This is a genomic window from Novosphingobium fluoreni (genome assembly GCF_014196615.1).
Lineage (GTDB): Bacteria > Pseudomonadota > Alphaproteobacteria > Sphingomonadales > Sphingomonadaceae > Novosphingobium > Novosphingobium fluoreni.
In genome coordinates this window covers 87,565-112,172 of record NZ_JACIDY010000003.1, presented here as the reverse complement: position 1 = coordinate 112,172, position 24,608 = coordinate 87,565, and the positions used below count along the sequence as shown (strand labels likewise).

The following is a 24,608-nucleotide window of genomic DNA, read 5'->3' as shown; positions in this document are numbered from 1 at the left end:
CGCTCCATCAAGCAGGCTGGGCGGTGGATCGCTGCATCACTTTCGCCAATCGCTGCCGCAGCGTGCGCTTGCGCGCGCTGAGATGGCCGATCTCGATCGGATCGGGGCGACTGCGCGATTGCGCCAGCCGCAGGTGGTCGTCGAGTTTCTGAAGTTGCTCCAACAGCGTGAAGAAACGCAGATGCATGGCCGAGTTCCCTATCGAACGAGGATGATGGTTCGATCGAGTGAGCCAATGCCGAAGCGCGGTGCCTAGGAGTTTGGGGGGGAAGGGCAGCCCCGTATCTCCGGCATCGGTCTCACCCGATGCGGTCCGACATCACGCCGCGCTCGCAAGAGCGCCGCGCCAGAGGGGCCCGGTCCGCAGGTTTGATTTGGGCTGGTCCTCAATGCTCTTCAAGATGCCGGCCAGCGCGGACATGTTTTGTCGCAAAGTCATAAACCGGCTGGCTTGCGTCCCATAAAGAGGCAGCATCAAACCAGCGGATGCCCGGGTGCCGAATTGCGCGTTAAGCCGCTACCATGAAGACAACGCCCCGCCTTGCGCTCGCAGCTTTTGCCGTTTCCACGGCCGTCACCATCGCTGCTGCGCCCACCTTCGCGCAGAGCGAGGACGCGCCCTACACGGTGGTGGAAACCGGGCGCAGCTACGCCCGGTTGCAAGAGGCGGTCGACGCCATCGGCGATGCGCGCGGCACGATCCGTTTCGGCTCCGCCCGCTTTGCCGATTGCGCGGTGCAGACACAGGGCGACGTCGCCTATGTTGCCGCGGTGCCGGGCCAGGCGGTGCTGGACGGTGTTGCGTGCGAAGGAAAGGGCGCTCTGGTGCTGCGCGGGCGGGCGGCGCGGATCGATGGGCTGACCTTCGCCAATATCCGCGTCAGTGACAAGAACGGCTCTGGCGTGCGGCTGGAACATGGCAGCCTCTCGGTCTCGCAAAGCTGGTTTCGCGATAGCGAGCAGGGCATCCTGACGGGCGACGATCCGCAGGGCGTAGTCAAGATCGACAAGTCCACGTTCACCCGCCTGGGGACATGCGAAGGGTCAGGCTGCGCTCACTCGATCTATATCGGAAACTACGGCGCGTTGACGGTGACGAACAGCCGGTTCGAGCAGGGGACCGGCGGCCACTACGTCAAGACCCGCGCCGCCAGAGTGGCGATCCTGAATTGCAGCTTCGATGATTCGCATGGCCGCGCGACCAACTACATGATCGACCTCAGCGACGGCGCAACCGGCCGGATTGCCGACAACTGGTTCGTCCAGGGGCGGGACAAGGAGAACTACTCCGCCTTCATCGCCATAGCGGCCGAGCATCAGAACCACACCTCGGGCGGGCTGGTGATAGAGAACAACGACGCCCGCTTCGCGCCCGGCATCGAACGCCGCAGCGCCTTCGTGGCGGACTGGTCCGGCGATGCAGTGAAGCTGGGGCAGAACGCGCTGGGCGCCGGGTTGACGCGCTACGAGAAGCGCTGACGGGCGTTCAGGCCGACCAGCCGCCGTCAATATTATAGACCGATCCCGTGACGAAGCCCGCCTCTGGCGAAGCGAGATAGCCCACCAGCGCGGCCACTTCATCCGGGGTTCCATGCCGCACGATCGCGAGCTGGGCATGTTGCGCGGGTGCGTTTGGCCCGTTCGACGGGTTGCGCTCGGACGAGATCGGGCCTGGCTGGACCAGGTTGGCGGTGATGGCCCTGGGCCCCAGATCGCGGGCCAGGCCACGCGTCATGCCCTTCAGCGCGGCCTTGCTGGCGGCGTAGAGCGTGCCGCCGGGGCCGGGCATCCGATCCGCCACGATACTGCCGATGGTGATGATCCGCCCGCCCGAAGGCATCAGCGCGGCGGCGGTCTTGGCGGCATGGAAGGGGGCCTTCACGTTGGCGTTGAACGAGATATCGAACGCATCGTCCGCGTAAGTTTCCAGCGCGCCCGAGACCGTCGTTCCCGCCACCGTCACCAGAATGTCGAGGCCGCCCAGGTCGCGCGCGAACCCCTCGATCGCATCGGTCAGTGCGGGTACGTCAAGGACATCGACTTGCGCTATGGCGACTTGGGTGCCGCCTTCTTCCAGCTCTGCTCGCAAGCTTTGCGACTCGCTCACGCGATCACGATAAGTGAAGCCGATCTTCGCGCCATCGGCGGCCAATCGCCGGCTGATCGCGCCGCCGATCCCGCGTCCGCCACCGATGATGACGGCGGTCTTTCCCAGAAGTGGCTGCATTCGTGTTCCCCGGTCCGCCGCAATGCTCAGGAGGCTAGGCGAGGCGGCGGCCCCTTGCCACAGCAATGATGCGGGCCGTCAGGCTTTTTTCGGACCTGATCGGGCCAGCAGCACGCCCCCCAGCGCCACGGCGAAGCCGATGATCTGCACGGTCATCAAGTGCTCGCCGAACAGGAAGCGCGATTCCAGCGCGGCCAGGGGCGGCACCAGCAATAGCAGCACGCTGACGCGGGTGGGGCCCTGGCGGCGTGTCATCCAGACCAGCAGCGAAAGGCCCGCGGCGGACAGCATCAGCACCGACCAGCCCAGGCCGAACCACAACTGCGGCGAATTGTCCCAGCGATAATCGCCTACCATCACGCAGATCACCAGGGCGACGATCGCGCCGCTCAGGTTCTGCACAGCGCTGGATACGCAGATGCCATCCGCCGCCAACTTGCCGGACTGGACCATGGTCCCCGCCGCCATGGCGAGGATGGCGGTGCAGGCGCCGACAACGACGATGAGAGGGACGCTGACTTGCAAGCCTTTCTCCAGCAAAGGCGCCAGCACCAGGAACACGCCGGCCAGCGCAACGGCCAGCCCGCCCCAGCCGCGCGCGGGCAGGCGCTCGCCCATGAACAGGAAGCTTCCCACCGCCACCAGCAACGGTTGCAGCGCGCCCAGCAGCGCCATGATCCCGGCCGGCATCCCGCGCTGCACGGCCCACCAGCTGACGCATAAGTAGATGCCGTTCAACAGGGCTCCGGCCAGCAGGTGGCGGCGCAGCTGCGCGCCGCGCGGCCAGGCTTCTCGCGCCGTGAACGCCGCGGCTGCCATCACCGCGGCGGTGATGGCCAGTCGGACAAGCAGGATCAGCTGCGGCGCACCGTGCGGCACCACCCAGCGCGCGGTGACGAAACCGGTGGACCAAATCAGGACGAACAGCGCGGGGGCGAGGCGGGCCAACATGGAGACGGTCCATGGCCACCTCCTCGTGCCCTGTCGACCTCGGTTTCGATCCCGTTGGGTGTCGTGTCAGCGAAAAGCCCAACGCAGGGTTTGTGCTACGCCGAATGTTCCGGCGCGAACCAAGGGCTTTCCCAGGGTTGAGACGGAGAGGCCATGCATTCGGCGCGCCCAGTCCGGCAGCAGATCGATGGCGGCCTGCGTCGCCAGCTTGCGTGGTGCATCGCCGAGCGCGGACGTGCTATTGCCGCTCAGGATCAGGCGGGCAACTTCCCGCGTGCGGGCATCCACCTTCAGCTGCGACCGCATTCGCGCGATCAGATCACGCGCCTCGGCCCGGCTGCGGGGCAGGGGATGAGCGCCGAGCGCTTCGCCCACTTGCGCCATTTGCGCGAAATAGCGGTCCTGCTCGGCCAGCGACATCAGCGGCTCGCCGTATCTGATCCAGGCATCCAGGAAGCTGCTGGTCTCGGTCACATGGACCCAGGCCAGCAGCGCCGGATCGTTCGCAGTGTAGGGCGTGCCGTCCGGCAGTGTACCCGACACATAGTCGTGAACCCGCCGGACGGTGGCGATCGCCGCTTCGGCTTGCGTGCGATCGGCATAAGTCGTTTCGGCGATGAAACGGGCGGTGCGGCGCAGGCGGCCATGCATGTCGCGGCGGAAGTTGGAATGGTCCCACACCCCGGCCAGCACGGCGGGGTGGAGCATCTGCAGAAGGAGGCTGGCGATACCGCCGACCATCATCGCGCCGACATCGCCATGCACCCGCCATACTACCGAGCCAGGCGCGAACAGCGCATGATCGCTGCGCAGCACAGGGGCCTGTCCGCGATCGACATCGTTGAAAACACGCACCACGCGCGTTCGGATCGAGGATTTCAGGCGCTCGGGCAAATTGAGGGAATCGGGCATGAGGCTTCAACGGTTAGCCGGGACATGGGTGCCCTCCAGGCCGCTCGATGTGCCCCGGCGGGCAAGCCCGTCTTCCAGCTCAGGCGGCGGGCAACCACTCTTCTCCCACCGGGGTGACGAAGCCGCGGCGGTCCAGGTCGATCAGATGAGCCAGGACGGAGCGGCCTGCGGCCGGCCACAGCCGTTCGTCCACGCCCTTGTACATCCGGGGGACCATCTGGGCGATGCGGGTGTGGCCTTCGCCGATCTGCTTCAGGATCTGCTTCTCGCGGCTGCGGCGGTGGCCGATCATGCCGCGCACCAGCTGCCGGGGCTTCTCGATCGCGGGGCCGTGGGCGGGAAAGTAGATGCGATCTTCCCGATCGTGCAGCTTCTGCAGGCTAGCCATGTAGTCGGTCATGTCGCCATCGGGCGGGGAGACCACGCTGGTGGACCAGCCCATCACGTGATCGCCGGTGAACAGCACGCCGCTTTCGGGCAGCGCCAGGCAGATGTGATTCGAAGTGTGCCCCGGCGTCGCCACCGCCACCAGCGTCCAGCCATCGCCCACAACGGTTTCGCCATCGGCCAGCACGCGGTCGGCGCGGTAGGAGGCATCGAAGGCGGCGTCGGCGCGGGGGCCATCGTCGTCCATCGTCAACGGTGCGCAGCCGATGATCGGCGCGCCGGTCCGTGCCGACAAGGGCGCGGCGGCGGGTGAGTGATCGCGATGCGTGTGCGTGCAGCAGATCGCCACCAGGCGCGCATCGCCGATGGTGGCTAGCAGCGCCTCGATATGCTCAGCCTCGTCGGGGCCGGGATCGATCACCGCCACTTCGGCGCCGCTGCCGACGATATAGCTTTGCGTGCCGGTGTAGGTGAAGGCCGAGGGATTGTGCGCCAGCACGCGCCGCACCAGCGGGTCCACCTGTTCGGCCGAGGCGTAGGGATAGGGTTCGGCAGGAGCGTCCATGACGGGCGATATGGGGCCTCGTGGCGGCGGTGTCGAGCCGGAGACGGATCGGCCTTTGCGACGATGCAGGAGCGTTCTGGTGCGCTGCGCCCCGATATCGCTCACCCCGCCAGACGCCGCTCCAGCCGTTCGCGCAGGCGGGCGATGGCGCCGTGGTCTTCCTCAGGCTGGCGCCAGCGGGCATCCAGGCGCAACAGCCGATCGTAGAGGCGCAGCGTGGTCTGCACCAATTCCTGGATCGGCGGAGGCAAGAGCGCCAATTGATCCACCTCGCAGCGGCGCATGTCCGCAGAGAGGCGGCCATGGCGGCGCAGCTGGAACTCGGACAATTCGCCCAGGAAGTAGGCGCGGTGGTTCAGCAGCCAGGCCACCGCGTGCATCATGCGGGTGGTGGTGCGCAGCCCCTCGCTCGACAAGGCGACGCGGGCGCGGTCTTCCGGGTCGCCAAGGTCGTCACCATGGCCAGTGCCCATCCTCCCGCTCAGCGCGAAAGCGTGGCGCACTTCGTCCGATAGGACGAGCGCCTCGCAATAAAGCCCCTCTATGATCCGTGGATTGATCGTAACTGCATGCCCCATGGCGCTCTGATATGACCGAACGGGGAGGCGCGGCAACGGCCCCGCGTTACTTTTTTCGGGTCAATTCGCACCTGTCCGAAAAGGGAACGCGACGCCTGATTTGTGGCGGCGGGTCAGCCGTCCATGCAAAGCCCTGCGCAAGCGGGCAAATGGCTTAGGCGATGATGTCCGGGATGAGGTAGTCCTCGATGATGGCGATCTGGTCCTTGAGGCGCAGCTTGCGCTTTTTCAGGCGCGCGATCTGCAGCTGGTCGTTAGAGCCGGCCGCGTTCAGCGCATCGATCGCGGCATCGAGATCGCGATGCTCAACCCGCAGTATTTCCAGGCGCTTGCGCATTTCCTCTTCGGTCACGCGGCACTTCCTCACCGTTGGAATTCATCAAAAACCGCTTTCCCGGCTCGACGCAGCCGGGCGGCGGCTCACCGATATGGGGCATCACGGCGCTTCGCAAGCCCGCCCTATTATGGTTCCATGACAATTGTGCCGCATCCGCATGATGCCGAGTCGGCAGACACGGGTTCGGCGCGTTTGAAAGGAGGACCATCCATGGAAACTTCGCACGTCAGCGCCTTGCAGAACAAACACGCGGGTCTTGAGCGGCAGATCCAATCGGAGATGAGCCGGCCCATACCCGATGCCGTGGCGATACAAGCTCTTAAGAAGCAAAAACTTCGCCTCAAGGAAGAGATCGCCCGTCATTGATCGGGCCCTTTCGATATTTACCTCATAAATAAATAGCGACATTCGGCGGTTCTGCTGCGTTCCCAAAGCCGGAGCTTTGGGCTAGTCGAGACAACATGAGCATCGGAGCCGTCGAAGCCGCCCGGAATATCCTGACGCGCCTGCACGAAGTGATGGCTTCGCGCAGCAACGCGCAAACCAAGCTGAACACCGTGGTGGAAGTGATCGGCGAATGCCTCGATAGCGAGGTTTGCTCGATCTACCTTCTGCGCGAAGGGATGCTGGAACTGTTCGCCACGCGCGGACTGGCGCAGGAGGCCGTCCACGTCACGCGGATGGCCGTGGGCGAAGGTCTGGTCGGCACTATCGCCGAGGAGATCGAAACGCTCAACCTGGCCGAGGCGACGGCCCATCCTGACTTCATGTACCGTCCCGAAACGGGCGAGGAGAAATTCCACTCGTTTGCCGGCGTGCCGATCGTGCGGCGTGAGCGGGCGGTGGGCGTGTTGTCAGTCCAGCATGTGGACCCGCGCGGCTATGCCGATATCGAGATCGAGGCCTTGCAGACGGTGGCGATGGTGCTGTCCGAACTGATCCACAACGCCGATCTGGTGGACGAAGTGGATAGCTATGCCGGTGCTTCCGGCCAGACCGGGCCTGAGCAGTTGCGCGGGCTGACCCTGGTGAAGGGCCTCGCCAGCGGCGTTGCCGTCTATCACCAGCCGCGCATCACGATCGAGCATGTCGTGGCCGAGGACACCGAGGCCGAGCGCGCCCGCGTGATCATGGCGTTCGACAAGATGCGCGACCAGGTGGAGCGCATGGCCAACCAGGCCGAATTCGGCGTGGGCGGCGAGCATGAGGAGGTCCTGGCGACCTACAAGATGTTCGCCTACGACGAAGGCTGGACCCGCCGCATCAACGAGGCGATCGATTCCGGGCTGACCGCCGAAGCCGCGATCGAGCGGGTGCAGCAGCGCACGCGGATGCGGATGCGTCAGATCGACGATCCCCTGCTGGCAGACCGGATGCACGATCTGGAGGATCTGTCCAACCGCTTGCTGCGCATCGTTTCGGGCCAGCTGGGCACTGCCGCCACCATGGGCCTTCGCAGCGATGCGATCCTGATCGCGCGCAACCTGGGCCCGGCCGAACTGCTGGAATACGACCGGCGCCGCCTCAAGGGCGTCTTGCTGGAAGAAGGCTCGCTGACCAGCCACGTCGTCATCGTGGCGCGGGCAATGGGCATTCCGGTCCTGGGCCGGGTGAGGGGCCTGCGCGGCAAAGTGCGGGAAGGCGATCCGCTGCTGCTGGATAGTGATCAGGCCACTGTCACCATCCGCGCCGCCGCTGGACAGATCGAGGCGTTCGAGACGCGGCTTGGCCGCAGTCGCGAACGCCAGGCGGCTTATGCGGCCCTGCGTGACGTGGTACCGATCAGCCAGGACGGCAAACGCATCACCGTGATGATCAACGCTGGCCTGCGTGACGATGTCGCCAACCTGGCGCTGACCGGCGCGGATGGGATCGGCCTGTTCCGCACCGAGTTCCAGTTCCTCGTCTCGGCCACGCTCCCCGCGCGCGAGCGGCAGACGCGGCTCTATCGCGAAGTAATGGAATCGGCGGGCAACAAGCCGGTGATGTTCCGCACCGTCGACATTGGCGGCGACAAGACGTTGCCCTACTTGCGTCACGATGACGGCGAGGGTGAGGAGAACCCGGCGATGGGCTGGCGCGCGTTGCGCGTCGCGCTGGAGCGGGATGGCTTGCTGAAAGTCCAGGCGCGCGCGCTGATCGAGGCGGCGGCGGGGCGGACGCTGAATGTCATGTTCCCGATGGTCAGCGAACCGTGGGAGTTCGAGGCCGCACGCAAGGTCTTCGAAGGGCAGCTGGAATTCCTGCGCAGCCGCCGCAAGCGCGTGGCGGAGAGCATCCGCTATGGCGTGATGCTGGAAGTGCCGGCGCTGGCCGAACAGCTCGACCTGATCGCGCCCCGCATCCAGTTCCTGTCGATCGGCACCAACGACCTCACGCAATTCCTCTTTGCTGCCGATCGCGCGAATCCGAAGCTGGCCGAGCGCTATGACTGGCTGAGCCCGGCGATCCTGCGTTATCTGCGCCGGGTGGTCCGCTCGCTCGACGGTTACAATGTGGACACCACGGTCTGCGGCGAGATGGGCGGACGGCAGCTGGAAGCGCTGGCGCTGATCGGCGTGGGGATCGAACGTCTCTCGATTACCCCCGCTTCGGTCGGACCGCTCAAGGCGATGATCGGCCAGTGCAATGTCGGGGAAATTCGTGCGGCGATGGAGGGTTGGCTGGCCAATCCACCGAAAAACCTGCGGCAGGTGCTGACGGACTGGGCTCAGGAACGCGGCATCTCCGTGGATTGACCTGGGCCTAAATACGTATCTGTCATCCTGCGTTCACTTTTACCCTCCGAAAAGCACCTGTCCGAGCGTGACACCCGGTTGACTTCGCCGTCGGGACCGCGTTGTCTCCATCCGGAAGCCCCCTATCAACCGCCGGTCGGGAGCGGCATGGAAAAACACGACATTACGCCGAGCATCTCTTCGTCGCCCACCAGCGTCGGTGATCAATTACGTGCCGCCCGAGAGGCGCAGGGGCTCAGCCTCGGCGATATCTCGGCGCAGACGCGCGTGGCCGAACGCCATCTCATCCTGATAGAGGAAGGCCGGTTCACCGACCTTGCCGCGCCGACTTATGCGATCGGGTTCTCCCGTTCCTATGCGCGCGCCGTCGGCCTGGACGAGGCGGACATCGCCGCGCGTGTTCGCCGCCAGATCGATGCGCAACCCGCCTCCCGCCCGCCAACGCTGCCCAGCTTCGAACCCGGCGATCCCGCGCGCGTGCCGCCGACGCGGATCGCGTGGGCGGCTGGCCTGCTAGCCGTCGTCGTGGTGGGCGCGCTGCTGGTTTACTGGACCAATTTCCTTTCGCCTGAGGGGCAGCTGCCGCCGCTGGAGCCCGATGCTAGGCAAGTGGCCGCCGCGCCCAGCATAGCCCGTGCGCCGCAAGCGCAACCGGCAACGCCCGCCGGGCCGGTCATCCTCACCGCCATGGCGCCGCGCGTCTGGGTGAAGGTAACGGACAACAAGGGCGACCAGTTGTTCCAGAAGGAACTGGCGCAGGGCGAAAGCTACACCGTCCCGGCTGACGCGCAGAACCCGCAACTGCGCACTGGCCGTCCGGACAAGTTGCAGATCACCGTCGGCGGCAGGGCGCTGGCGATGCTGGGAGACAAGCCCCAGGTGGTCAGCGGTGTGGTGCTGACCCCGGCGGCTCTAGTGGAGCGGATCGGCCCCGCGGGGCAGGCACCCGCCGCGGCGCCGACTTCGCCTGCACCGACCTCTTCCGGTCCGGTCGCTACCACGACGCGCCTGCAACCCATCCGCCAGCAAGTGGGCGGCAATCGGGACGATGTGCCACCGGCCCCCCGCATGGATGACATGCTGCGGGGCATCGAGGCACCGGCCAACGTGCCTCAGGACAATTCGGTATCCACTACGGCGCAGTAGGCCCTGCTCGACACGGGCCGGCGGTTGAGGCAAATCTAGGATCGGGAACGCCTGCGGGCGGTGATGCGGGTGGCCCCATGGGCGGCCCGGTAAGGGAGATTGATCGGCTATGGTATTGATGCCCTCGCGGCTGACCGGCTTGCGGCAAGCCAGCGGTGCTGTCCTCGCGCTGATGCTGGCGGGAACGGCGCTGCCCGCGCTGGCGCAGAGCAACACCGAGCTGCGGCTGAACAAGGTCGAAGGCGAAGTGCGCGCGCTGCAACGCAAGGTCTTCCCCGGTAATGGTGACAAGATGTTCACGCCGGAAATCTCCGCCCCCACCCCGACGCCGGGCGCGCGCCTGCCGTCCACCAGCGCGATGACCGATGTGCTCACCCGCATGGATGCGCTGGAAAGCCAGGTCGCGCGGCTGACCGGGCAGGTGGAACAGAACAGCAATCGCATCACCCAGCTGGAAGCGAAGCTGGCGACCACGCAGCCGTCCACCACGGGGACGAGCATCGGCACCGGCACGCAGCCGTTGGCGACGAACGATGCTGGCGTTCCAGTCAGCACCACGCCCTCCGGCCAGATCGCGGGCGGCACCGCCACGCCAGCGCCTGCGCCACGCCCGACCCCTACACCGTCCCCAGCCGCCGCAGCGCCCAGCTCCTCGCGGGTTCAGGCGGTCAGCGCCATCGTCAAGCCCAGCACCGGTAACGCCGAGGAGGACGAATACAGCTACGGCTATCGCCTGTGGGAAGCCAAGTTCTATCCCGAGGCTCAGCAGCAGTTGAAGATGTACCTGGAAAGGTACCCGCGCGGCTCACGCGCCAGCTGGGGCCGCAATCTGCTGGGCCGCGCCTACCTGGACGATGGCAATGCCCTGGAAGCGGCCAAGTGGTTCGTCCAGAACTATCAGGCCGACAAGCGCGGCGATCGTGCGCCCGACAGCTTGCTCTATCTCGCCATCTCGATGAAGCAGTTGCAGGACACCAAGCGCGCCTGCATCGCCTTGTCGGAATTTGGGTCGACTTACGCTGCCGAGGCCGCCGGCCGCCTCAAGAGCGTATACGATACGACCAAGGGCGGCTTGAAGTGCAGTTGACGCCGCATTTTGCGGGGTGAGCATTCCTGACGAACGGGCTGGGCGTTTCGCCCAGTCCCTGCGCATGGTCTGGCCGGAGATGAACGCCCCGGCCGCGCCCCGGCTGGGCGTGGCGGTTTCGGGCGGACCGGACAGTCTGGCTCTCCTGCTCCTGGCGACGGCGGCCTTGCCGGGACGAGTGGAGGCGGCGACGGTGGATCATCGCCTGCGGCCCGAAAGTGCGATCGAGGCGGCGGATGTTGCCGCGCTGTGCCGATCGCTCGATATCCCGCACGCGATTCTGCCCGTTACGGTCGAGCCTGGCAACGTGCAGGACGGCGCTCGCCGCGCCCGCTACGTGGCGCTGGCGCATTGGGCGCAGGAGCGAAGCCTCCACGCGATCGCCACCGCGCATCATGCCGACGATCAGGCCGAAACACTGCTGATGCGCCTCAACCGGGCGAGCGGCGTCGCAGGGCTGGCCGGGGTGCGGCCGCGTGGCTGGATGGCGGACGGCGACCTGCCGTTGATCCGGCCTCTGCTCGGCTGGCGGCGGTCTGACCTTGCGCAAGTCGTCGCCGATGCGGGCGTGACGGCTGCTGACGATCCCAGCAACCGCGACGACCGCTTCGACCGCGCTCGCCTGCGCAAGGCGATCTCGGGCGCGGACTGGCTGGACGTTCCCGCCATCGCCCAAAGCGCCGCTCACCTAGCCGACGCGGATGCCGCGCTCAGTTGGTCGGCGGACATGGAATTCAACGCGCGGGTAAAGCGCGACCCGTTCGGCATGACCTATCGGCCGATGGCCCCCAAAGCGATCGCGCTGCGCGTGATAGCGCGCATCGTCGCCGAACTGGACGATGAAGCGAGAGGCAGCGCGATCGCCCGCCTGTTCGACGCACTGGCGGCCGGCGAACCCGCCTCCATCGGCGCCCTGGTCGTTCGCCCCAACGCCGGCGGCTGGAGCTTCGCCAAAGCCCCGGCGCGAAAGGCACCGAAGCGGGCGGGGTGAGTAAAGCGGGGTGGGGATGCGGTGAGCGGCGAGTTTTAGTGGTCAGCCGACGTTCCGTAAAGCGCGACGATCCAAAAAGCGATTAGTCAGATTACTCGCGAGCAGCGCGAGAGGCATGATGATAGCAACGGCGATCAAGTTCCCGATAATGACCATACCCGGTGGGGTGTCGTGGACCCCCATCGTGAGCATCCAAAAGGCCAACGAAGCTAAGATCAGAGTCGGTATGGCGAGGGTTCCGATCATCAATGACACGGCGCGGCTCTTAGTGACGAGGCGGCAGATCGCCGCGACCGCGCCCGTAATCAGGAGAACGCCTGTGACGAAGCCGACGAGCACTAGCAATGTGATCAGCATTGAATCACTATGCTGGCGCTAATGAATGTCTGCAAGTGAGCGAGAACGGCCATCGCAGTCTCGTCATCCCGGGCTTGACCCGGGATCCCGTCTCTTGTCCGCGTGTCGGGAAGGGAGCGGGACCACGGATCACGTCCGGGGCGAAGTGTGATCTTCTCTTTATCGAGAGAGCGGTTGCCCGCCGTCTTTCTACCTCAGGACGAAACCAGAGTGTCGCCCATGCCGACAGTCTTGCCGCGCGTGATGAAGACGCGGTCGCCGATTTGTGAGGCGCCGTATACTTTTGCGGCGAAGGCTTCGGGCATGCCGACGCAACCGTGGCTGGCGTAGCCCCATTCCACTTTCGATCCGTGCAGGGTGATGCCGTCGTTCGTCAGCCGCATCATGTAGGGCATGGGCGCGTCGTACAGGTTCGAGACGTGATTGCGATCCTTCTCGGTAATCGGGAACACGCCCAGCGGCGTCGGCTTGTCCTCGGTTCCCAGCAGAACCGCCGCCGCGCCGATCTCATAGCCGGAGCGGAAGATCGAAAGCACGCGTGCGTCCAGGTCCACCGTGATCACGATCGGCCCGGCGGGCACGCCCGCTTCGTCCCAATGCCACTCGCCATACTTGATCGCGCCCTTGATCGGCAGGATGCGCTTGATGACGAAGGGCGTGTCAGCCGCTGCGGCGGGAGAGGGGGTGGGGCCAGAGGCAGGAGCAGGGGCCGTCGCCTTTGGATCGGCAACGCCGGCCGGCGCTTGCGCGTTCGCGGCAGGCCGGGCCACCGGCGCCGAGGAGCGCATCCCGCTGGTGGATACCCAGAGCACGCCGCCGATGGCCAGCAGCCCGGCCAGTGCCAATGCGATGAGAATGCGTCCGCTCACGCCTGCCTCAATAGCTGCCAACCGATGAAGAAGTGCTGAAGCCGATATAGCAAGATGCGATGCCATGGCCACCGGCCTGGCGAGCGGGAGCCGTCGCTTTTTGCCTGGCAGGCGCTATGAAGCGGATTGGGCACAGCGGTAACGGGCGGCAGGCACTCGCATGATCGGCGATGACACGGCAAGGCAGGCCCCGTTCTGGGAGCGCGGCTGGTTCTGGCTGCTGATCGCGGCGGTCTCCACCTTGCCGTTCGTGGTCTCGCCGCTGCCGATGATGCCGGACTACTTCACCCACACCGCCCGCTATCACATCATGAGCCATGGCGCGCAGTCCCCGTTCCTCAGCCGATATTTCGACTTTCACTGGAGCTTGATCGGCAACCTGGGGGTGGACCTGATGATGGTGCCGCTGGGCCTTGTGCTGCCCACGGAGCCGGCGGCGCGCCTGGCCGCCGCGGTGATTCCGCCGCTGACGGTGTGGGGCATCCAAGCGGTGGCGAAAGGCGCCTGGGGCAAAGTGCCGCCTACGGCGCTGCTAGCCTTGCCGTTCGTCTGGACGTTTTCGTTCATCTACGGCTTCGTGAACTATCACCTGGGAGTGGCGCTGGGGTTGCTGGTGCTGGCCTTGTGGATGCGTTTGCCCGCGCTGTCGGCCAAGTGGCGCTATCCGCTGTTCGCGGTGCTGGCGATGGTGGTGTGGATCGCCCACGTCGCCGCCTGGGGAGGGCTGCTGGTGATGGTCGGCATGTGGGAACTGACCACGCAGTTGCGCTCCGCTGACAGCCCGTTGAAGGCGATGCAGACCACCGTGCTGCGCACCTTGCCGCTGCTGCTGCCGCTGGTGTTCATCCTGCTGTGGCGCGCGGCCTCGGCAGGGACCGCGGACCTGTTCAGCTATGATTGGCGGCTGAAGATGGTCTGGCCGTTCGTGGTCCTGAAGGCAGAGAACAAAGTGTTCGATATCGCCTGCGTGGGCGTGCTGGCGGGCATCACGGCGTGGCTGCTGATCAGCCGCCGCACCACCAAAGATGTCAGGCTGCTGGCGATGGCGGCGGGTCTGGCGGGCGCGTACCTTGCCATGCCGACGATGCTGTTCAACTCGTTCTTCGCGGATGAGCGGTTGCTGCCGGTGCTGGCGATCGTGTTGGTCTTGTCGGTCGCGCCGCTAGACCGGCGGCAGGGCATGATCGTCGCGCTGGTGGGGCTCGCCTTGTTCGGCGTGCGGCTGGCGGCGATCAGCGTGGGGTGGCACCAGCGCGCCATCGCCGCCCAGCAGGACTTAGGGGCGCTGGATCAGGTGCCGAAAGGCAGCCGCATCGCCGCGCTGGCGGTGACGACATACTGCGGCTCATGGCAGATGCGCGGATTCGAGCATCTCGCCAGCCTGGCGATCATCCGGCGCGATGCGTTCACCAACACGCAGTGGGATACGCCGGGCGCGCAACTGATGCACCCCGCATACAACAAGGGGCGGCCGTTCAACGAGCTGTCCTCCGTCACTCTGGGCGGCGGGCGCGCGCAGTGTGCCGGGCCAAGCGTGGTCCAGAGCCTGGCCGCCTTGCCGCGCGACCGGTTCGACTATGTGTGGATCTTCGATCAGCCCGAACAGCGGCTGCCTTGGCTGCGGCAGGTGTTTCACGGGCCGGATGGCAGGCTCTACGCCATCCGGCGGTGAAGGCTCAGGTCAGCTTGGGGTCAACGCCGGGTTCGGCCCTGGCCATCGCCCGTTGGTAGGCCGGTCGCTCGCCGATGCGCTGCAGGTAGGCTTTCAGGTTGGGGAAGCCATCGATGCTGGTCTGGCGAAAACCCCGCCCGGTGGTGAGCGCGTATCCCATCATGATATCGGCGGTGGTGAGGGCCTGGCCGCCGAAAAAGGGTGCTTCGCCAAGGCGCGTCTCGACCATCTCCCAGCCGCGCCGATCGCGATCCGCCACGAACGGGATCTTGCCCACGGAATCGGTGAAGCCCAGCACCAGTTGCATCATCGCCGTGGCCATGAATGTGCCGTTGGCCCAGTGGAACCAGAACAAGTGGTCGGCAAAGTCGGGGTGATCGGGTGCCGGCACCAGCTTGCCCTGACCGTGGCGCGTGACGATGTAGTCGCAGATCGCGCCGCTTTCGCCCAGCACCAGGTCTCCATCAGTGATGACCGGCGCGATGCCCATCGGGTGCAGCGCCTTGTACTCATCGGGCGCCAGGTGATTGTCAGCCCGCCGCTCATAGCGCTTCAGTTCGTAATCCAGCTCCAGCTCCTCGCAGAGCCAGACGATGCGTTCGGACTGGGACTGGCCCAGGTGGTGGACGGTCAGCATGAATGGCTTCTCCCTTATCCGTGCGCGCCGAATTCGTTGGCGATGGCAGTGCCGATCCGCAGCGACAGCGCGTAGGATCGCTCGATCGGTTCGATAAAATCACGATGGATCTGGGCGTAGCCGGTGGCGCTCTCGTCCGGATAATCGCTGGGGGCATCGATCGCGAAATCGTCGATGCTGGCCAGGTGGACCGGAAACGCACGGCGCAGCTGGGCCAGGCCATCCTCGACGCGCAAGGTGAAGAACATCTCCATCACGTCGTCATGGCTGATGTCGTTCGCGCGGCTGAATTGCGGCACCATCACCGTGCGCAGGAACATGTGCTGAAACAGCGTGAGGCGCAGCGCTTGCAGCGCGCCGATGTTGCGCCGCGTCGCCTCTCGTTCCGGTCGCGAGGAATCCTGCGGCGCATCGTCCGGGATCATGGTCAGCAGCCGGTGCAGCTTCACCGCATCCACTCGCAGCCGAGAGGCAAGGCGGCGGTACACGCCCGCGCGATCATCCTTGGTGAGATATTCGGCCAGGCGGAGGCAGCCGTCTGCGATGCGCTGTTCGTCGCCGCGATAGGGGCGGCTGGACCAGTAGGCGGAGTTGAACAGCTCTCCGAACGCGGCCACCGTCTTGATCGAGGCAAGAGCGTTGGCGGCGCGAACCAGGCGGACGAGCGCCCGGCCTCGCTCGCTATCGCGCAGCAGGGCGGCGATTTCCTCCTGATTGCCCTCCGCCGCGCTGCCGACGCCGGCGATTACGTTCACCGGATAGCCCAGTTGCTGAAGAATGGCGTTGTGCGGGATCGCGCGGATCTGGCGCAGGCTCATCGTGCGATCGGCGGCAAGGTCGGACTGGCGGCGCGCCTTGCGGCTTCCCGTATCGTTCAGCAGGCCCAGCCCAAAGGCGGTGATCGCGCGGCTGTAGGTGCGGCTTTCCAGATGCGCGTGCTGCGTATCGCGGATGGCGCGATAGAAATCGAGGCTAAGGTCGGTGCGGCGATAGAACGGGTCAGCCGGAGTGCTGGTATCGGCCTGCCACAGCGGTTGTTCGGTCAAGCGGGTGAGGGTGGCCAGCGCCAGTTCGTCAGACCCGAACCACAAGTAGCCGTCCCCGCCCTGAAAGCTGACTTCAGGCTCCAGCCGCACACCGGCGCGCAGGAACTTGCGGCGGGCCCAGGGGGACATCTGCCAATGCAGGCGGTCCTCCATGCTGGAGGGATGACAGCCCCGGCCCATCGATTCGCCGCCGGTGTTGAACACCAGCGCGGAAACGTCGGTCAGGCCGTTCGCCACCATCGCTTCGGCAAGGCGGCCCTGCAGCCGCTCGATCGCGAGCGCGGCGGGAATCTGGCCCACGAAACGGCCCGCGTCCGAAAAGCCGGTTTGTATCGCCACGCGGCCCCGGCGGCGGGCGTAGGCGCGATAGGCGGGCTCCGCCAGAACCGCGTCCAGGAACCGGCCGCCATGCTCCAGCGCGGTTTCGGTTTCGAACAAGGGGGAGACATCCACCTTGTCCGCCACGCCGAACATCTCGGCATAGTAAAGCGCGGCCAGCACCGTGGTCGGCTGCTCGCACTCCGCCACCAGCATGCGGATCGGGGCGTCGGCATCGATGTGGCCCAGGATCTGCGCCATGGCGAGGAACTGGCGCACTGCCGTGCTGTTCTCGATCGCCAGCGCGGCGAAGTTAGACCGCAGCGGCTTCACCTCAGCCAGCAGCTCGCGCATCCGCACCAGTGCGGCCTGGCTGGCAAGGTTCAGCGTGCCTTCCGGATCGATGCGCTGGCGGATCGCGTTCTGCAGCTGGCTGCTGTTCACGCGGAAGTGAATCCAGCCCATGCCCAGGCCATCGGCCCGCATCGCCGCCGCCACGACCAGCAGTTCGCGCGCCACGTCCGTCTCGGCATGGCGCGCCTCGTCTTCCAACTCTGCGATCACGGGCGCGAGGCTGATCAGCTTGTCGGCATGGTCGGCGGTCAGCGCGTTGGCCGCCTTCGACAAGTCTTCGGGCGCGGACAGATCGGCGGCGAAGTGCTCGGCCATCTCCTGCGTATGAGCACGGGCGCGATCCAGCCGCGCGGCCAGCGATGGCAGCACCGTCTGCAACGCTGCGACATAGCTCGTCAGCCGCAGCGCCTTTTCCTGCAGGCGATAGCGGATCGATGTGGACCACGAGATATCCGTGCGCCCATCCATGTCGTAGCCCACCCAGCTGGCGAAGCGGAACGGCATGGGTTGCAGGCTCTTCCACTTCTTGGGCCAGCGCTGCGCGGCGATGCGGAACAAGTGCGCGTTGATCCGGTCCCGCGCGGCCTGGCCACGGGTGAGGGCGGCCATGGCTTCGTCATGCTCGTAATCCAGCGTGATCGTATCGCGCTGGGCCGGGGCGACGCAGACGCTGGCCTCGCTGAAATCGCCGTTCGACGCGGAAGTGCGCACCGCTTCGGACTGGGCGCGGCTAAGCAGGAAAGTGGGGTGCGCGGTGAAGACGACGTGGGCCGCGGGCCGCTGCCAGTGGACGGCGAAGGCGGTGAAATCGTCCTGCGCCGCCAGCGCCTCGATCGCGTTGTCGTTCGCATCGGGGGCGATCGGGCCGGCGATCCGATCCAGCCGCGCGGCGCGCACCCGCAGCCCTTCGCATTCCAGTTCCGCGACGAGAGCCTCGATCGCGTCCAGGCTCAGCGCACCGCTTTCCAGCTTGCGCGAAAGATCGAGGGCCAGTTGGAAGACGGGATTGAACTGCGGGTTCTCCGCCGTCTGTTGATGCAACTGGGCCAGCCGGGTATTGAGATCGACGATCGTCGGCGCAGCTGTCGCGCTGGGGGGCGTCATCAGCGAGCCAGCCCGGCGGCGGCGCGGGCGCGCCTTTCGATCTGGGCGGTATCGGGGCGCTGTCCCGCCTCGATCTTGGGCACCATCCAGCTACCGCCGACACACAGCACGTTGGGAAGGGCCAGCCATTCCGGCGCGGTGTCCTGGGTGATGCCGCCGGTGGGGCAGAAGCGCACGGACGCGAACGGCCCGGCGATCGCTTTCAGCGCCGGAGTGCCGCCCGAAGCCACGGCGGGGAAGAACTTCAGGCGCGTGAAACCCAGCTCCAGCGCCAGCATGATGTCGGCGGCATTGGCGGTGCCCGGCAGGATCGGCGCGCCGGATCGGGCCATCGCTTCGCCCAGCTTGGGCGTGAGGCCGGGCGAGACGATGAACTCTGCACCTGCGTCCAGCGCGCGGCCTAGATCATCGGGGTTCAGCACCGTGCCCGCGCCGACCACCGCGCCCGGAACTTGCTTCATCACCTTGATCGCGTCGATCGCGCAAGGGGTGCGCAGCGTCACTTCCAGCGCCGGAAGACCGCCCGCCACCAGCGCTTCGGCGATGGGCAGGGCGTGGTCGAGGTCATCGATCACCAGCACCGGGATCACCGGGGCCAGCATCATCACCCGCTCGACCGGGCTGGGGATCGGCGAAAGTTCGGTCACGGCAAATGCTCCCCGGCGAAGGCGGCAGCAGCGCCGAACAGGCCGGGCTGCGGATGGATGATGAGCTTGACGGGCATCGCCGCCATCAAGCCCGCGAAACGGCCTTTCGCCTCGAAGCGACGGGCGAAGGCGGAATTTTTCAGAGCGTCGCGGATGCGATAGCCCAGGCCGCCTGCGACGACGACCCCGGTGGCGCCATGCGCCAGGGCAAAGTCACCCGCCGCGCTGCCCAGCGCCATGCAGAAGCGGTCAACCGCCGCGGCGGCAAGGCTGTCTGAGCCGTCGGTGCCTGCGGTCCACAACTCGACATCGCCGCGTTCCAGCACCGCGCGGCCCTCGAGGTTGGCCAGCGCCTGATAGATATCGACGATCGCGGGGCCGGAGACCACGCGCTCCACCGAAACGCGGTTGTGCCGCTGGCGCAGGCGCGTCAGGATGGCGTCCTCGATCACATCGTGCGGGGCAAAATCGATGTGGCCGCCCTCGGTCGACTGCACATGATAGCCCGCAGGATTGCGCAGGAGCATGGCGACGCCCAGCCCGGTGCCGGGGCCGATCACGGTGATCGCGCCTTGATCGGGCAGCGGCACGTCCGGTCCGCACAAGTGCAGCAGATGCGCGGCGTCGGCCCGAGCCACGGCATGGCCCACCGCGCCAAAATCGTTCACCAGGGTATAGCGGCTGACGCCCAGCTTCTCGGGTATCAGGGCAGGGCGGATCACCCAGGGGTTGTTGGTGAAGCGGATCACCTCCCCGCCGACCGGTCCGGCGATCGCGATCGCCACGCTATCGGGCAAGACGCCGCCCTGGCGCGCGCGGAAATCCTCCCACGCAGTCTGGAAGCTGGCGTGATCCTTGGTGTGCAGTGTCTGCGGCTCGCCCAGCGTGATCGCACCGTCATCGGCGATGGTGGCGATGGCGAAGCGGGCATGGGTGCCGCCGATGTCCACGGTGACGAGCTGGGTCATGCAGGAATCTCTCTGGCAAACCCAGAAGCCGTTCGTGTCGAGCGAAGTTGAGACACGTGGATGTGGCGCTGCCGTGTCTCGACTTCGCTCGACACGAACGGGTTTGGAATTGGTCGTTTCGTCGTGCTTCTCACAGTCCCGCCATCTCCAGCATGGCAGAGGCGCCTTGCTCCGCCCCGCTGGCGCCGGCGCGGAACATGGCGAAGAGTTCGCGGCCCATGCCCAGTTCCGGCACCGGCGGCTGTGCCGGTTCGCGGCTCGACAAGTCGGCAGTGGTGGAAAGCGTGCCGTCGTCGGCGGAGAGGCGCACGATGTCCCCATCGCGCAAGTAGGCCAGCGGGCCCCACTCACCGTTCTTGGCCAGCGCCTCGGGCGTCACGTGGATGGCGGCGGGCACCTTGCCGCTGGCCCCGGACATGCGGCCATCGGTGACGAGCGCCACCTTGTGTCCGCGATCCTGCAGCACACCCAGCGGCGGCGTCAGCTTGTGCAGTTCTGGCATGCCATTGGCGCGCGGCCCCTGAAAGCGGACGACCACCACGACATCGCGATCAAGCTCTCCCGCCGCGAACGCCTTGGCGACGGCTTCCTGCGTGTCGAACACGCGGGCCGGGGCCTCGATCGTCCAACGCTGCGCATCGACGGCGCTGGTCTTGAACGTAGCGCGGCCCAGGTTGCCCTGCACCAGCCGCATGCCGCCATCGGGCAGGAACGGCGTTGCCACCGGGCGCAGCATGGTCTCGTCACGCGCGACCACGGGGGCATCGCGCCAGACCAGCGCGTCGCCTTCCAGATGGGGCTCTCGCGCATAGTCGGCCATGCCGCCCTCGGCTACGGTCAGGATATCGCCGTGGGCCAGGCCTGCGCCCAAAAGTTCGCGGATGACATAGCCCATGCCGCCCGCCGCGTGGAAATGGTTCACATCGCCAGAGCCGTTGGGATAGACGCGCGCGATCAGCGGCACCGCGCCCGAAAGCTCGTCCAGATCTTCCCAGTCGATCAGGATGCCCGCCGCCCGTGCCATCGCCGGCAAGTGGATCGCGTGGTTGGTCGATCCGCCCGTCGCCAGCAGGCCGACGCACGCATTCACGATCGCCTTTTCATCCACGACATGCGCCATGGGCCGAAAGTCATCGCCCTTGCGGCCGATCGCGGCGAGGCGATGCACCGCCGCGCGAGTCAGCGCCTGGCGCAGCGGCGTGCCGGGGTTGACGAAGGCGGAGCCGGGGACGTGAAGACCCATCATTTCCATCATCATCTGGTTGGAATTGGCGGTGCCATAGAACGTGCAGGTGCCCGGCGAGTGATAGCTGCCGCTTTCGCTCTCCAGCAGTTCGGCGCGGCCCACCTTGCCCTCGGCATAGAGCTGGCGGGTCTTCTGCTTTTCCTTGTTGCTGATGCCGCTGGGCATCGGCCCGGCGGGCACGAACACGGCGGGCAGGTGGCCGAACCGCAAAGCCCCGATCACCAGGCCGGGGACGATCTTGTCGCAAATGCCCAGCATCGCCATGCCGTCGAACATCGCATGGCTGAGTGCCACCGCGGTGGAAAGCGCGATGGCGTCGCGGCTGAACAGGGACAGTTCCATACCAGCGAACCCCTGAGTCACGCCGTCGCACATTGCCGCCACGCCGCCCGCCACTTGCGCCGTCGCGCCCACTTCGCGCGCGAACAGCTTCATCTGCTCGGGGTAGCGGCCATAGGGCTGATGGGCCGAGAGCATGTCATTATAGGCGGTGACGATGCCGATGTTCGGACCGCGCTGGGTGGCGATGCTGGCCTTGTCCTCCCCGGCGGCGGCGAAGCCATGCGCCAGGTTGGAGCACGAAAGGAACCCACGATCGGAGAACGCATCGCTCTCCCGCTGGATCAGATCGAGATAGCGGGCGCGGCTATCGCGGGATCGCGCCACGATACGCTCGGTCACGCGGGCGACCACGGGGGAAAGTTCGGTCATTGGTCCTGCTCGTTGTTTGCCGAGACGATCACTCGCACCGTAACCGGGCGGGGGATCAGCGGCCCGGTCATTCGTGCCATGTCACACCGTCGCGCTCAGCCAGGGCGATCGCGGCGGATGGCCCCCAGCTTCCTGCGGTATAAGTCTTGGGCTCCAGTCCCTGTTCCTCCCAAAGTGCCCGCACTTTGTCGATCCAGTCCCACTGGGCTTCCACTTCATCGCGCCGGACGAACAAGGTCTGGTCGCCCTCGATCAGATCGAGCAGCAGCCGTTCGTAGGCGATGCGGCGCTGCGGGCCGGAGAACGCCTCGGGCATCGCGATGTCCAGCGGCACGGGCCGCAGGCGCAGACCGTCGCGATCGAGACCGGGCACTTTCGCCATCAGGCTGAGCTGGATGTCTTCGGACGGCTGGATGCCGATCACCAAGCGGTTGGGCACCGTCTTCGCGCCGCGCCCGGAGAAGATCGAGTGGGGCACCGGCTTGAACTGCACCACGATCTCGGTGGTGCGGTTGGGCAATCGCTTTCCGGTGCGCAAGTAGAACGGCACGCCCTTCCACCGCCAGCAATCGAGGTGGGCCTTGATCGCCACGAACGTCTCGGTGGCGGAATCCTTGCCCAGTTCGTCGTCATAGCCGGGCACGGCCTTGCCCGCGATCGCGCCCGAGCGGTACTGGCCGGTCACCACTTCCTCGGGGCCGACCGCGCGCAGCGATCGCAGGACTTTCACCTTTTCGTCCCGCACTTCGGTAGCGCCATAGCGGACGGGCGGCTCCATCGCGACCAGCGCCAGCAACTGGAGCATGTGGTTCTGCACCATATCGCGCAGCGCGCCGCTATCGTCATAGTAGGCCACGCGCGATTCCAGGCCCACCGTCTCGGCCACGGTGATCTGCACGTGATCGACGTGCGATGCGTTCCACAGCGGCTCGAACAAGGCGTTGGCAAAGCGCAGGGCGAGCAGGTTCTGTACGGTTTCCTTGCCCAGATAGTGATCGATCCGGAAGATCCGGTCTTCCGGGAAGGCTCCGGCCACCGCGTCGTTGATCTCGCGGCTGGAGGCGAGATCGGTGCCCAGCGGCTTTTCCAGGGCGATGCGCGTGTTGTCTCGAGCCAGGCCGCAAGCCTTGAGGCCCTCGATCGTCGGCTCGAACAAGCTGGGGGCGGTGGAAAGGAAGATTGCCAGGCCGTGATCGGTCTTGCCCACCTTCTGCGCCAGGGCGTCGAACCCTTCGGTCTGCGAGGCGTCCAGCGCTTGATAGGTCAGGCGGTTCAGGAACGTCGCCATGCTGCCGCGCCGTTCGGCGGGCAGGAACTGCTCCAGCGATTCCCTGGCGAAATTGCGGAACTCGGCATCGCTCATATCGGAACGGGCGGTGCCGATGATCTCTATGCCGGGATCGAGCAGACCCTCCGCGTCCAGCGCGCAGAGCGATGGGATCAGCATGCGCTTGGACAAGTCGCCGGTGGCCCCGAACAGGAGCAGGCGGTCGGCTACGAAGCGGCTCATCGGCAGGTGTGCCTCATGATTTCTCCCTGCATGTCCTGCGTTGGACAATTGCACCAAGTGGAGCAAAGCGGCGTGCGATTGCAAGGCCCATCTGTCTTGCTGATAACGGCTAACTCTCTTAGCAGTTGCAGCAGCGGCTAGGCGAAAACGTTTTGCCACACTAAGAGTGCAGCCCGATGGCAGTCGATGGCGTCCACCTTCTCGAACATATTCAGACCCCGGCGATCGTCGTCGCGCGGGGGCAGGTGGTTTTCGCCAATGCGGCGGCCAAGACCCTGCTGGGCGCGCACATCTTGGGCCAGGACGTGCGCATCGCCATCCGTGATCCGCGCGCCGTCGCCGTGATTCTGGGCGAGGGCGGGGGCAACGCCAAGGTTTCCGGCCTGTCCGTGGGCAGCAGCGTCTGGGAAGTGGACTGCAAGGTGCTGGGCGTGGGTGAGCGTCTGGTGACGCTCTACGACCTTTCCGTGCAAGTCAGCACCGCGCGGGCTCATGCCGATTTCGTGGCCAACGCCAGCCATGAATTGCGCACGCCGCTGGCCACCGTGCTGGGTTACGTCGAGACGCTGATGAACCCCAAGGCGGGTGGCGATGAAACCACGCGGGAGCGGTTCCTCAACACCATCCGGCACGAGGCGCTGCGGATGCAGTCCTTGATCTCGGACCTCATGTCGCTTTCCCGGATCGAGGCGGTGAAGCACGAAGTGCCAAGCGAAAAGATCGAGATGGTCGCACTGGCGCGCGAAGTGGCGGGCGAATTCCGGAGTGAGAACAGCGTGGCGGTCAGCGCCAATTGCGACGTCGCGGTGGTGCTGGGCGATCGCGGGCAACTGGCGCAAGTGATGCGCAACCTGATGGACAACGCGCTGAAGTATGGCCGCAAGGAAGCGCCGGTCCAGGTCGCGCTGGAAGCCACGCCGACCGGCTGGCTGCTGGTGACCGTGCATGACGATGGCGACGGCATCGCGCCCGAACACTTGCCGCGCCTGACTGAACGCTTCTACCGTGCCGATACCAGCCGCAGTCGCGCCGCCGGTGGGACGGGGCTGGGGCTTTCGATCGTCAAGCACATCGTCGAACGCCACCGCGGACGCTTCGACATCGCCAGCCGGCAAGGGGCGGGCACCACAGCGTCGATGATGCTCCCCTTGCGCAAGGATTGAGCGAGCGGGTCGGGGGGCCGCTTTCGCCTCCTGGCGAACAACATAGTCATGTCATGGTCACAAAAGTGTAATGCCATGTCCCTAGGA

23 protein-coding genes are annotated in these 24,608 nt (G+C 66.2%); 8 read left to right on the top strand and 15 right to left on the bottom strand.

Annotation, left to right across the window (positions count from 1 at the left end; translation table 11 throughout):
- Positions 1–7: 7 nt before the first annotated feature.
- Positions 8–187 carry a DUF465 domain-containing protein gene (locus GGR39_RS07675; protein ID WP_183616600.1) on the bottom strand — a complete coding sequence of 60 codons (180 nt, stop codon included), beginning with the start codon at positions 185–187 and terminating at the stop codon, positions 8–10.
- Positions 188–522: 335 nt separating this feature from the next.
- Between GGR39_RS07675 and GGR39_RS07670 the strand changes: the two genes are divergently transcribed.
- Complete coding sequence (locus GGR39_RS07670) at positions 523–1,479, top strand: right-handed parallel beta-helix repeat-containing protein (RefSeq protein ID WP_183616599.1); 957 nt, start codon at positions 523–525, stop codon at positions 1,477–1,479.
- 7 nt (positions 1,480–1,486) lie between these two features.
- Here GGR39_RS07670 and GGR39_RS07665 read toward each other — a convergent pair whose 3' ends face one another.
- The 6 genes from GGR39_RS07665 to GGR39_RS07640 form a co-directional block, all read right to left on the bottom strand.
- Positions 1,487–2,227: an SDR family oxidoreductase gene (locus GGR39_RS07665; protein WP_183616598.1), complete on the bottom strand. Its 741-nt coding sequence runs from the start codon at positions 2,225–2,227 to the stop codon at positions 1,487–1,489.
- A gap of 78 nt (positions 2,228–2,305) precedes the next feature.
- On the bottom strand, positions 2,306–3,178 hold the full coding sequence (locus GGR39_RS07660; protein WP_183616597.1) for a DMT family transporter: 873 nt from the start codon (positions 3,176–3,178) through the stop codon (positions 2,306–2,308).
- Between the two features lie 66 nt (positions 3,179–3,244).
- Positions 3,245–4,090: an oxygenase MpaB family protein gene (locus tag GGR39_RS07655; RefSeq protein ID WP_183616596.1), complete on the bottom strand. Its 846-nt coding sequence runs from the start codon at positions 4,088–4,090 to the stop codon at positions 3,245–3,247.
- Between the two features lie 79 nt (positions 4,091–4,169).
- Positions 4,170–5,042, bottom strand: a complete 873-nt coding sequence (locus GGR39_RS07650) for an MBL fold metallo-hydrolase (protein WP_183616595.1) — start codon at positions 5,040–5,042, stop codon at positions 4,170–4,172.
- 101 nt (positions 5,043–5,143) lie between these two features.
- Positions 5,144–5,620, bottom strand: coding sequence for a DUF1465 family protein (locus GGR39_RS07645; protein WP_183616594.1), 477 nt, complete (start codon positions 5,618–5,620; stop codon positions 5,144–5,146).
- 154 nt (positions 5,621–5,774) lie between these two features.
- Complete coding sequence (locus tag GGR39_RS07640; RefSeq protein WP_058736911.1) at positions 5,775–5,972, bottom strand: YdcH family protein; 198 nt, start codon at positions 5,970–5,972, stop codon at positions 5,775–5,777.
- Positions 5,973–6,167: 195 nt separating this feature from the next.
- On the opposite strand from GGR39_RS07640, the gene GGR39_RS07635 reads away from it, so the two are divergent.
- The 5 genes from GGR39_RS07635 (at position 6,168) to tilS (ending at position 11,919) form a co-directional block, all read left to right on the top strand.
- Entirely contained in the window at positions 6,168–6,323 is a 156-nt protein-coding gene (locus GGR39_RS07635) for a YdcH family protein (protein WP_183616850.1), read from the top strand.
- A gap of 95 nt (positions 6,324–6,418) precedes the next feature.
- Positions 6,419–8,695 carry a phosphoenolpyruvate--protein phosphotransferase gene (gene ptsP / locus GGR39_RS07630; RefSeq protein ID WP_183616593.1) on the top strand — a complete coding sequence of 759 codons (2,277 nt, stop codon included), beginning with the start codon at positions 6,419–6,421 and terminating at the stop codon, positions 8,693–8,695.
- A 147-nt stretch (positions 8,696–8,842) separates the two neighbouring features.
- On the top strand, positions 8,843–9,841 hold the full coding sequence (locus GGR39_RS07625) for a helix-turn-helix domain-containing protein (RefSeq protein WP_183616592.1): 999 nt from the start codon (positions 8,843–8,845) through the stop codon (positions 9,839–9,841).
- Between the two features lie 109 nt (positions 9,842–9,950).
- The gene (locus GGR39_RS07620) at positions 9,951–10,928 is read left to right on the top strand and encodes a tetratricopeptide repeat protein (RefSeq protein ID WP_246388476.1); all 978 of its coding nucleotides are present in this window, start codon (positions 9,951–9,953) and stop codon (positions 10,926–10,928) included.
- Between the two features lie 16 nt (positions 10,929–10,944).
- Positions 10,945–11,919 carry a tRNA lysidine(34) synthetase TilS gene (gene tilS, locus GGR39_RS07615; RefSeq protein ID WP_343055821.1) on the top strand — a complete coding sequence of 325 codons (975 nt, stop codon included), beginning with the start codon at positions 10,945–10,947 and terminating at the stop codon, positions 11,917–11,919.
- Positions 11,920–11,961: 42 nt separating this feature from the next.
- On the opposite strand, the gene GGR39_RS07610 is transcribed toward tilS, so the two are convergent.
- Positions 11,962–12,276 (bottom strand): hypothetical protein, encoded by a 315-nt coding sequence (locus tag GGR39_RS07610; protein ID WP_058736908.1) that lies wholly within the window; start codon positions 12,274–12,276, stop codon positions 11,962–11,964.
- Between the two features lie 194 nt (positions 12,277–12,470).
- Positions 12,471–13,145: a L,D-transpeptidase family protein gene (locus tag GGR39_RS07605; RefSeq protein WP_425490591.1), complete on the bottom strand. Its 675-nt coding sequence runs from the start codon at positions 13,143–13,145 to the stop codon at positions 12,471–12,473.
- Between the two features lie 160 nt (positions 13,146–13,305).
- Here GGR39_RS07605 and GGR39_RS07600 point away from each other — a divergent pair, with 160 nt between their 5' ends.
- Positions 13,306–14,817, top strand: a complete 1,512-nt coding sequence (locus tag GGR39_RS07600; RefSeq protein ID WP_183616591.1) for a hypothetical protein — start codon at positions 13,306–13,308, stop codon at positions 14,815–14,817.
- Positions 14,818–14,821: 4 nt separating this feature from the next.
- Here GGR39_RS07600 and GGR39_RS07595 read toward each other — a convergent pair whose 3' ends face one another.
- The 6 genes from GGR39_RS07595 to zwf form a co-directional block, all read right to left on the bottom strand.
- The gene (locus GGR39_RS07595) at positions 14,822–15,454 is read right to left on the bottom strand and encodes a glutathione S-transferase family protein (protein WP_183616590.1); all 633 of its coding nucleotides are present in this window, start codon (positions 15,452–15,454) and stop codon (positions 14,822–14,824) included.
- Between the two features lie 14 nt (positions 15,455–15,468).
- Entirely contained in the window at positions 15,469–18,276 is a 2,808-nt protein-coding gene (locus GGR39_RS07590) for a phosphoenolpyruvate carboxylase (RefSeq protein ID WP_183616589.1), read from the bottom strand.
- Positions 18,276–18,881 carry a bifunctional 4-hydroxy-2-oxoglutarate aldolase/2-dehydro-3-deoxy-phosphogluconate aldolase gene (eda, locus tag GGR39_RS07585; protein ID WP_183616846.1) on the bottom strand — a complete coding sequence of 202 codons (606 nt, stop codon included), beginning with the start codon at positions 18,879–18,881 and terminating at the stop codon, positions 18,276–18,278. Before eda ends, GGR39_RS07590 begins: the two co-directional genes overlap by 1 nt.
- A gap of 38 nt (positions 18,882–18,919) precedes the next feature.
- Entirely contained in the window at positions 18,920–19,891 is a 972-nt protein-coding gene (gene glk / locus GGR39_RS07580) for a glucokinase (protein WP_183616588.1), read from the bottom strand.
- A 130-nt stretch (positions 19,892–20,021) separates the two neighbouring features.
- Positions 20,022–21,848 (bottom strand): phosphogluconate dehydratase, encoded by a 1,827-nt coding sequence (gene edd / locus GGR39_RS07575; protein WP_183616587.1) that lies wholly within the window; start codon positions 21,846–21,848, stop codon positions 20,022–20,024.
- A gap of 67 nt (positions 21,849–21,915) precedes the next feature.
- The gene (gene zwf / locus GGR39_RS07570) at positions 21,916–23,358 is read right to left on the bottom strand and encodes a glucose-6-phosphate dehydrogenase (RefSeq protein WP_183616586.1); all 1,443 of its coding nucleotides are present in this window, start codon (positions 23,356–23,358) and stop codon (positions 21,916–21,918) included.
- A 176-nt stretch (positions 23,359–23,534) separates the two neighbouring features.
- On the opposite strand from zwf, the gene GGR39_RS07565 reads away from it, so the two are divergent.
- On the top strand, positions 23,535–24,521 hold the full coding sequence (locus GGR39_RS07565) for a sensor histidine kinase (RefSeq protein ID WP_058736901.1): 987 nt from the start codon (positions 23,535–23,537) through the stop codon (positions 24,519–24,521).
- Positions 24,522–24,608: the final 87 nt, after the last annotated feature.

Coding starts and splice junctions, on each gene's coding strand:
- GGR39_RS07665 (WP_183616598.1), bottom strand. CDS start 2,227: ATGCAGCCACTTCTGGGAAAGACCGCCGTCATCATCGGTGGCGGACGC.
- GGR39_RS07650 (WP_183616595.1), bottom strand. CDS start 5,042: ATGGACGCTCCTGCCGAACCCTATCCCTACGCCTCGGCCGAACAGGTG.
- GGR39_RS07660 (WP_183616597.1), bottom strand. CDS start 3,178: ATGTTGGCCCGCCTCGCCCCCGCGCTGTTCGTCCTGATTTGGTCCACC.
- GGR39_RS07675 (WP_183616600.1), bottom strand. CDS start 187: ATGCATCTGCGTTTCTTCACGCTGTTGGAGCAACTTCAGAAACTCGAC.
- GGR39_RS07595 (WP_183616590.1), bottom strand. CDS start 15,454: ATGCTGACCGTCCACCACCTGGGCCAGTCCCAGTCCGAACGCATCGTC.
- eda (WP_183616846.1), bottom strand. CDS start 18,881: ATGATGCTGGCCCCGGTGATCCCGGTGCTGGTGATCGATGACCTCGAC.
- GGR39_RS07590 (WP_183616589.1), bottom strand. CDS start 18,276: ATGACGCCCCCCAGCGCGACAGCTGCGCCGACGATCGTCGATCTCAAT.
- GGR39_RS07565 (WP_058736901.1), top strand. CDS start 23,535: ATGGCAGTCGATGGCGTCCACCTTCTCGAACATATTCAGACCCCGGCG.
- GGR39_RS07600 (WP_183616591.1), top strand. CDS start 13,306: ATGATCGGCGATGACACGGCAAGGCAGGCCCCGTTCTGGGAGCGCGGC.
- GGR39_RS07620 (WP_246388476.1), top strand. CDS start 9,951: ATGGTATTGATGCCCTCGCGGCTGACCGGCTTGCGGCAAGCCAGCGGT.
- GGR39_RS07635 (WP_183616850.1), top strand. CDS start 6,168: ATGGAAACTTCGCACGTCAGCGCCTTGCAGAACAAACACGCGGGTCTT.
- GGR39_RS07670 (WP_183616599.1), top strand. CDS start 523: ATGAAGACAACGCCCCGCCTTGCGCTCGCAGCTTTTGCCGTTTCCACG.
- GGR39_RS07625 (WP_183616592.1), top strand. CDS start 8,843: ATGGAAAAACACGACATTACGCCGAGCATCTCTTCGTCGCCCACCAGC.
- ptsP (WP_183616593.1), top strand. CDS start 6,419: ATGAGCATCGGAGCCGTCGAAGCCGCCCGGAATATCCTGACGCGCCTG.
- zwf (WP_183616586.1), bottom strand. CDS start 23,358: ATGAGCCGCTTCGTAGCCGACCGCCTGCTCCTGTTCGGGGCCACCGGC.
- glk (WP_183616588.1), bottom strand. CDS start 19,891: ATGACCCAGCTCGTCACCGTGGACATCGGCGGCACCCATGCCCGCTTC.
- GGR39_RS07645 (WP_183616594.1), bottom strand. CDS start 5,620: ATGGGGCATGCAGTTACGATCAATCCACGGATCATAGAGGGGCTTTAT.
- edd (WP_183616587.1), bottom strand. CDS start 21,848: ATGACCGAACTTTCCCCCGTGGTCGCCCGCGTGACCGAGCGTATCGTG.
- GGR39_RS07610 (WP_058736908.1), bottom strand. CDS start 12,276: ATGCTGATCACATTGCTAGTGCTCGTCGGCTTCGTCACAGGCGTTCTC.
- GGR39_RS07655 (WP_183616596.1), bottom strand. CDS start 4,090: ATGCCCGATTCCCTCAATTTGCCCGAGCGCCTGAAATCCTCGATCCGA.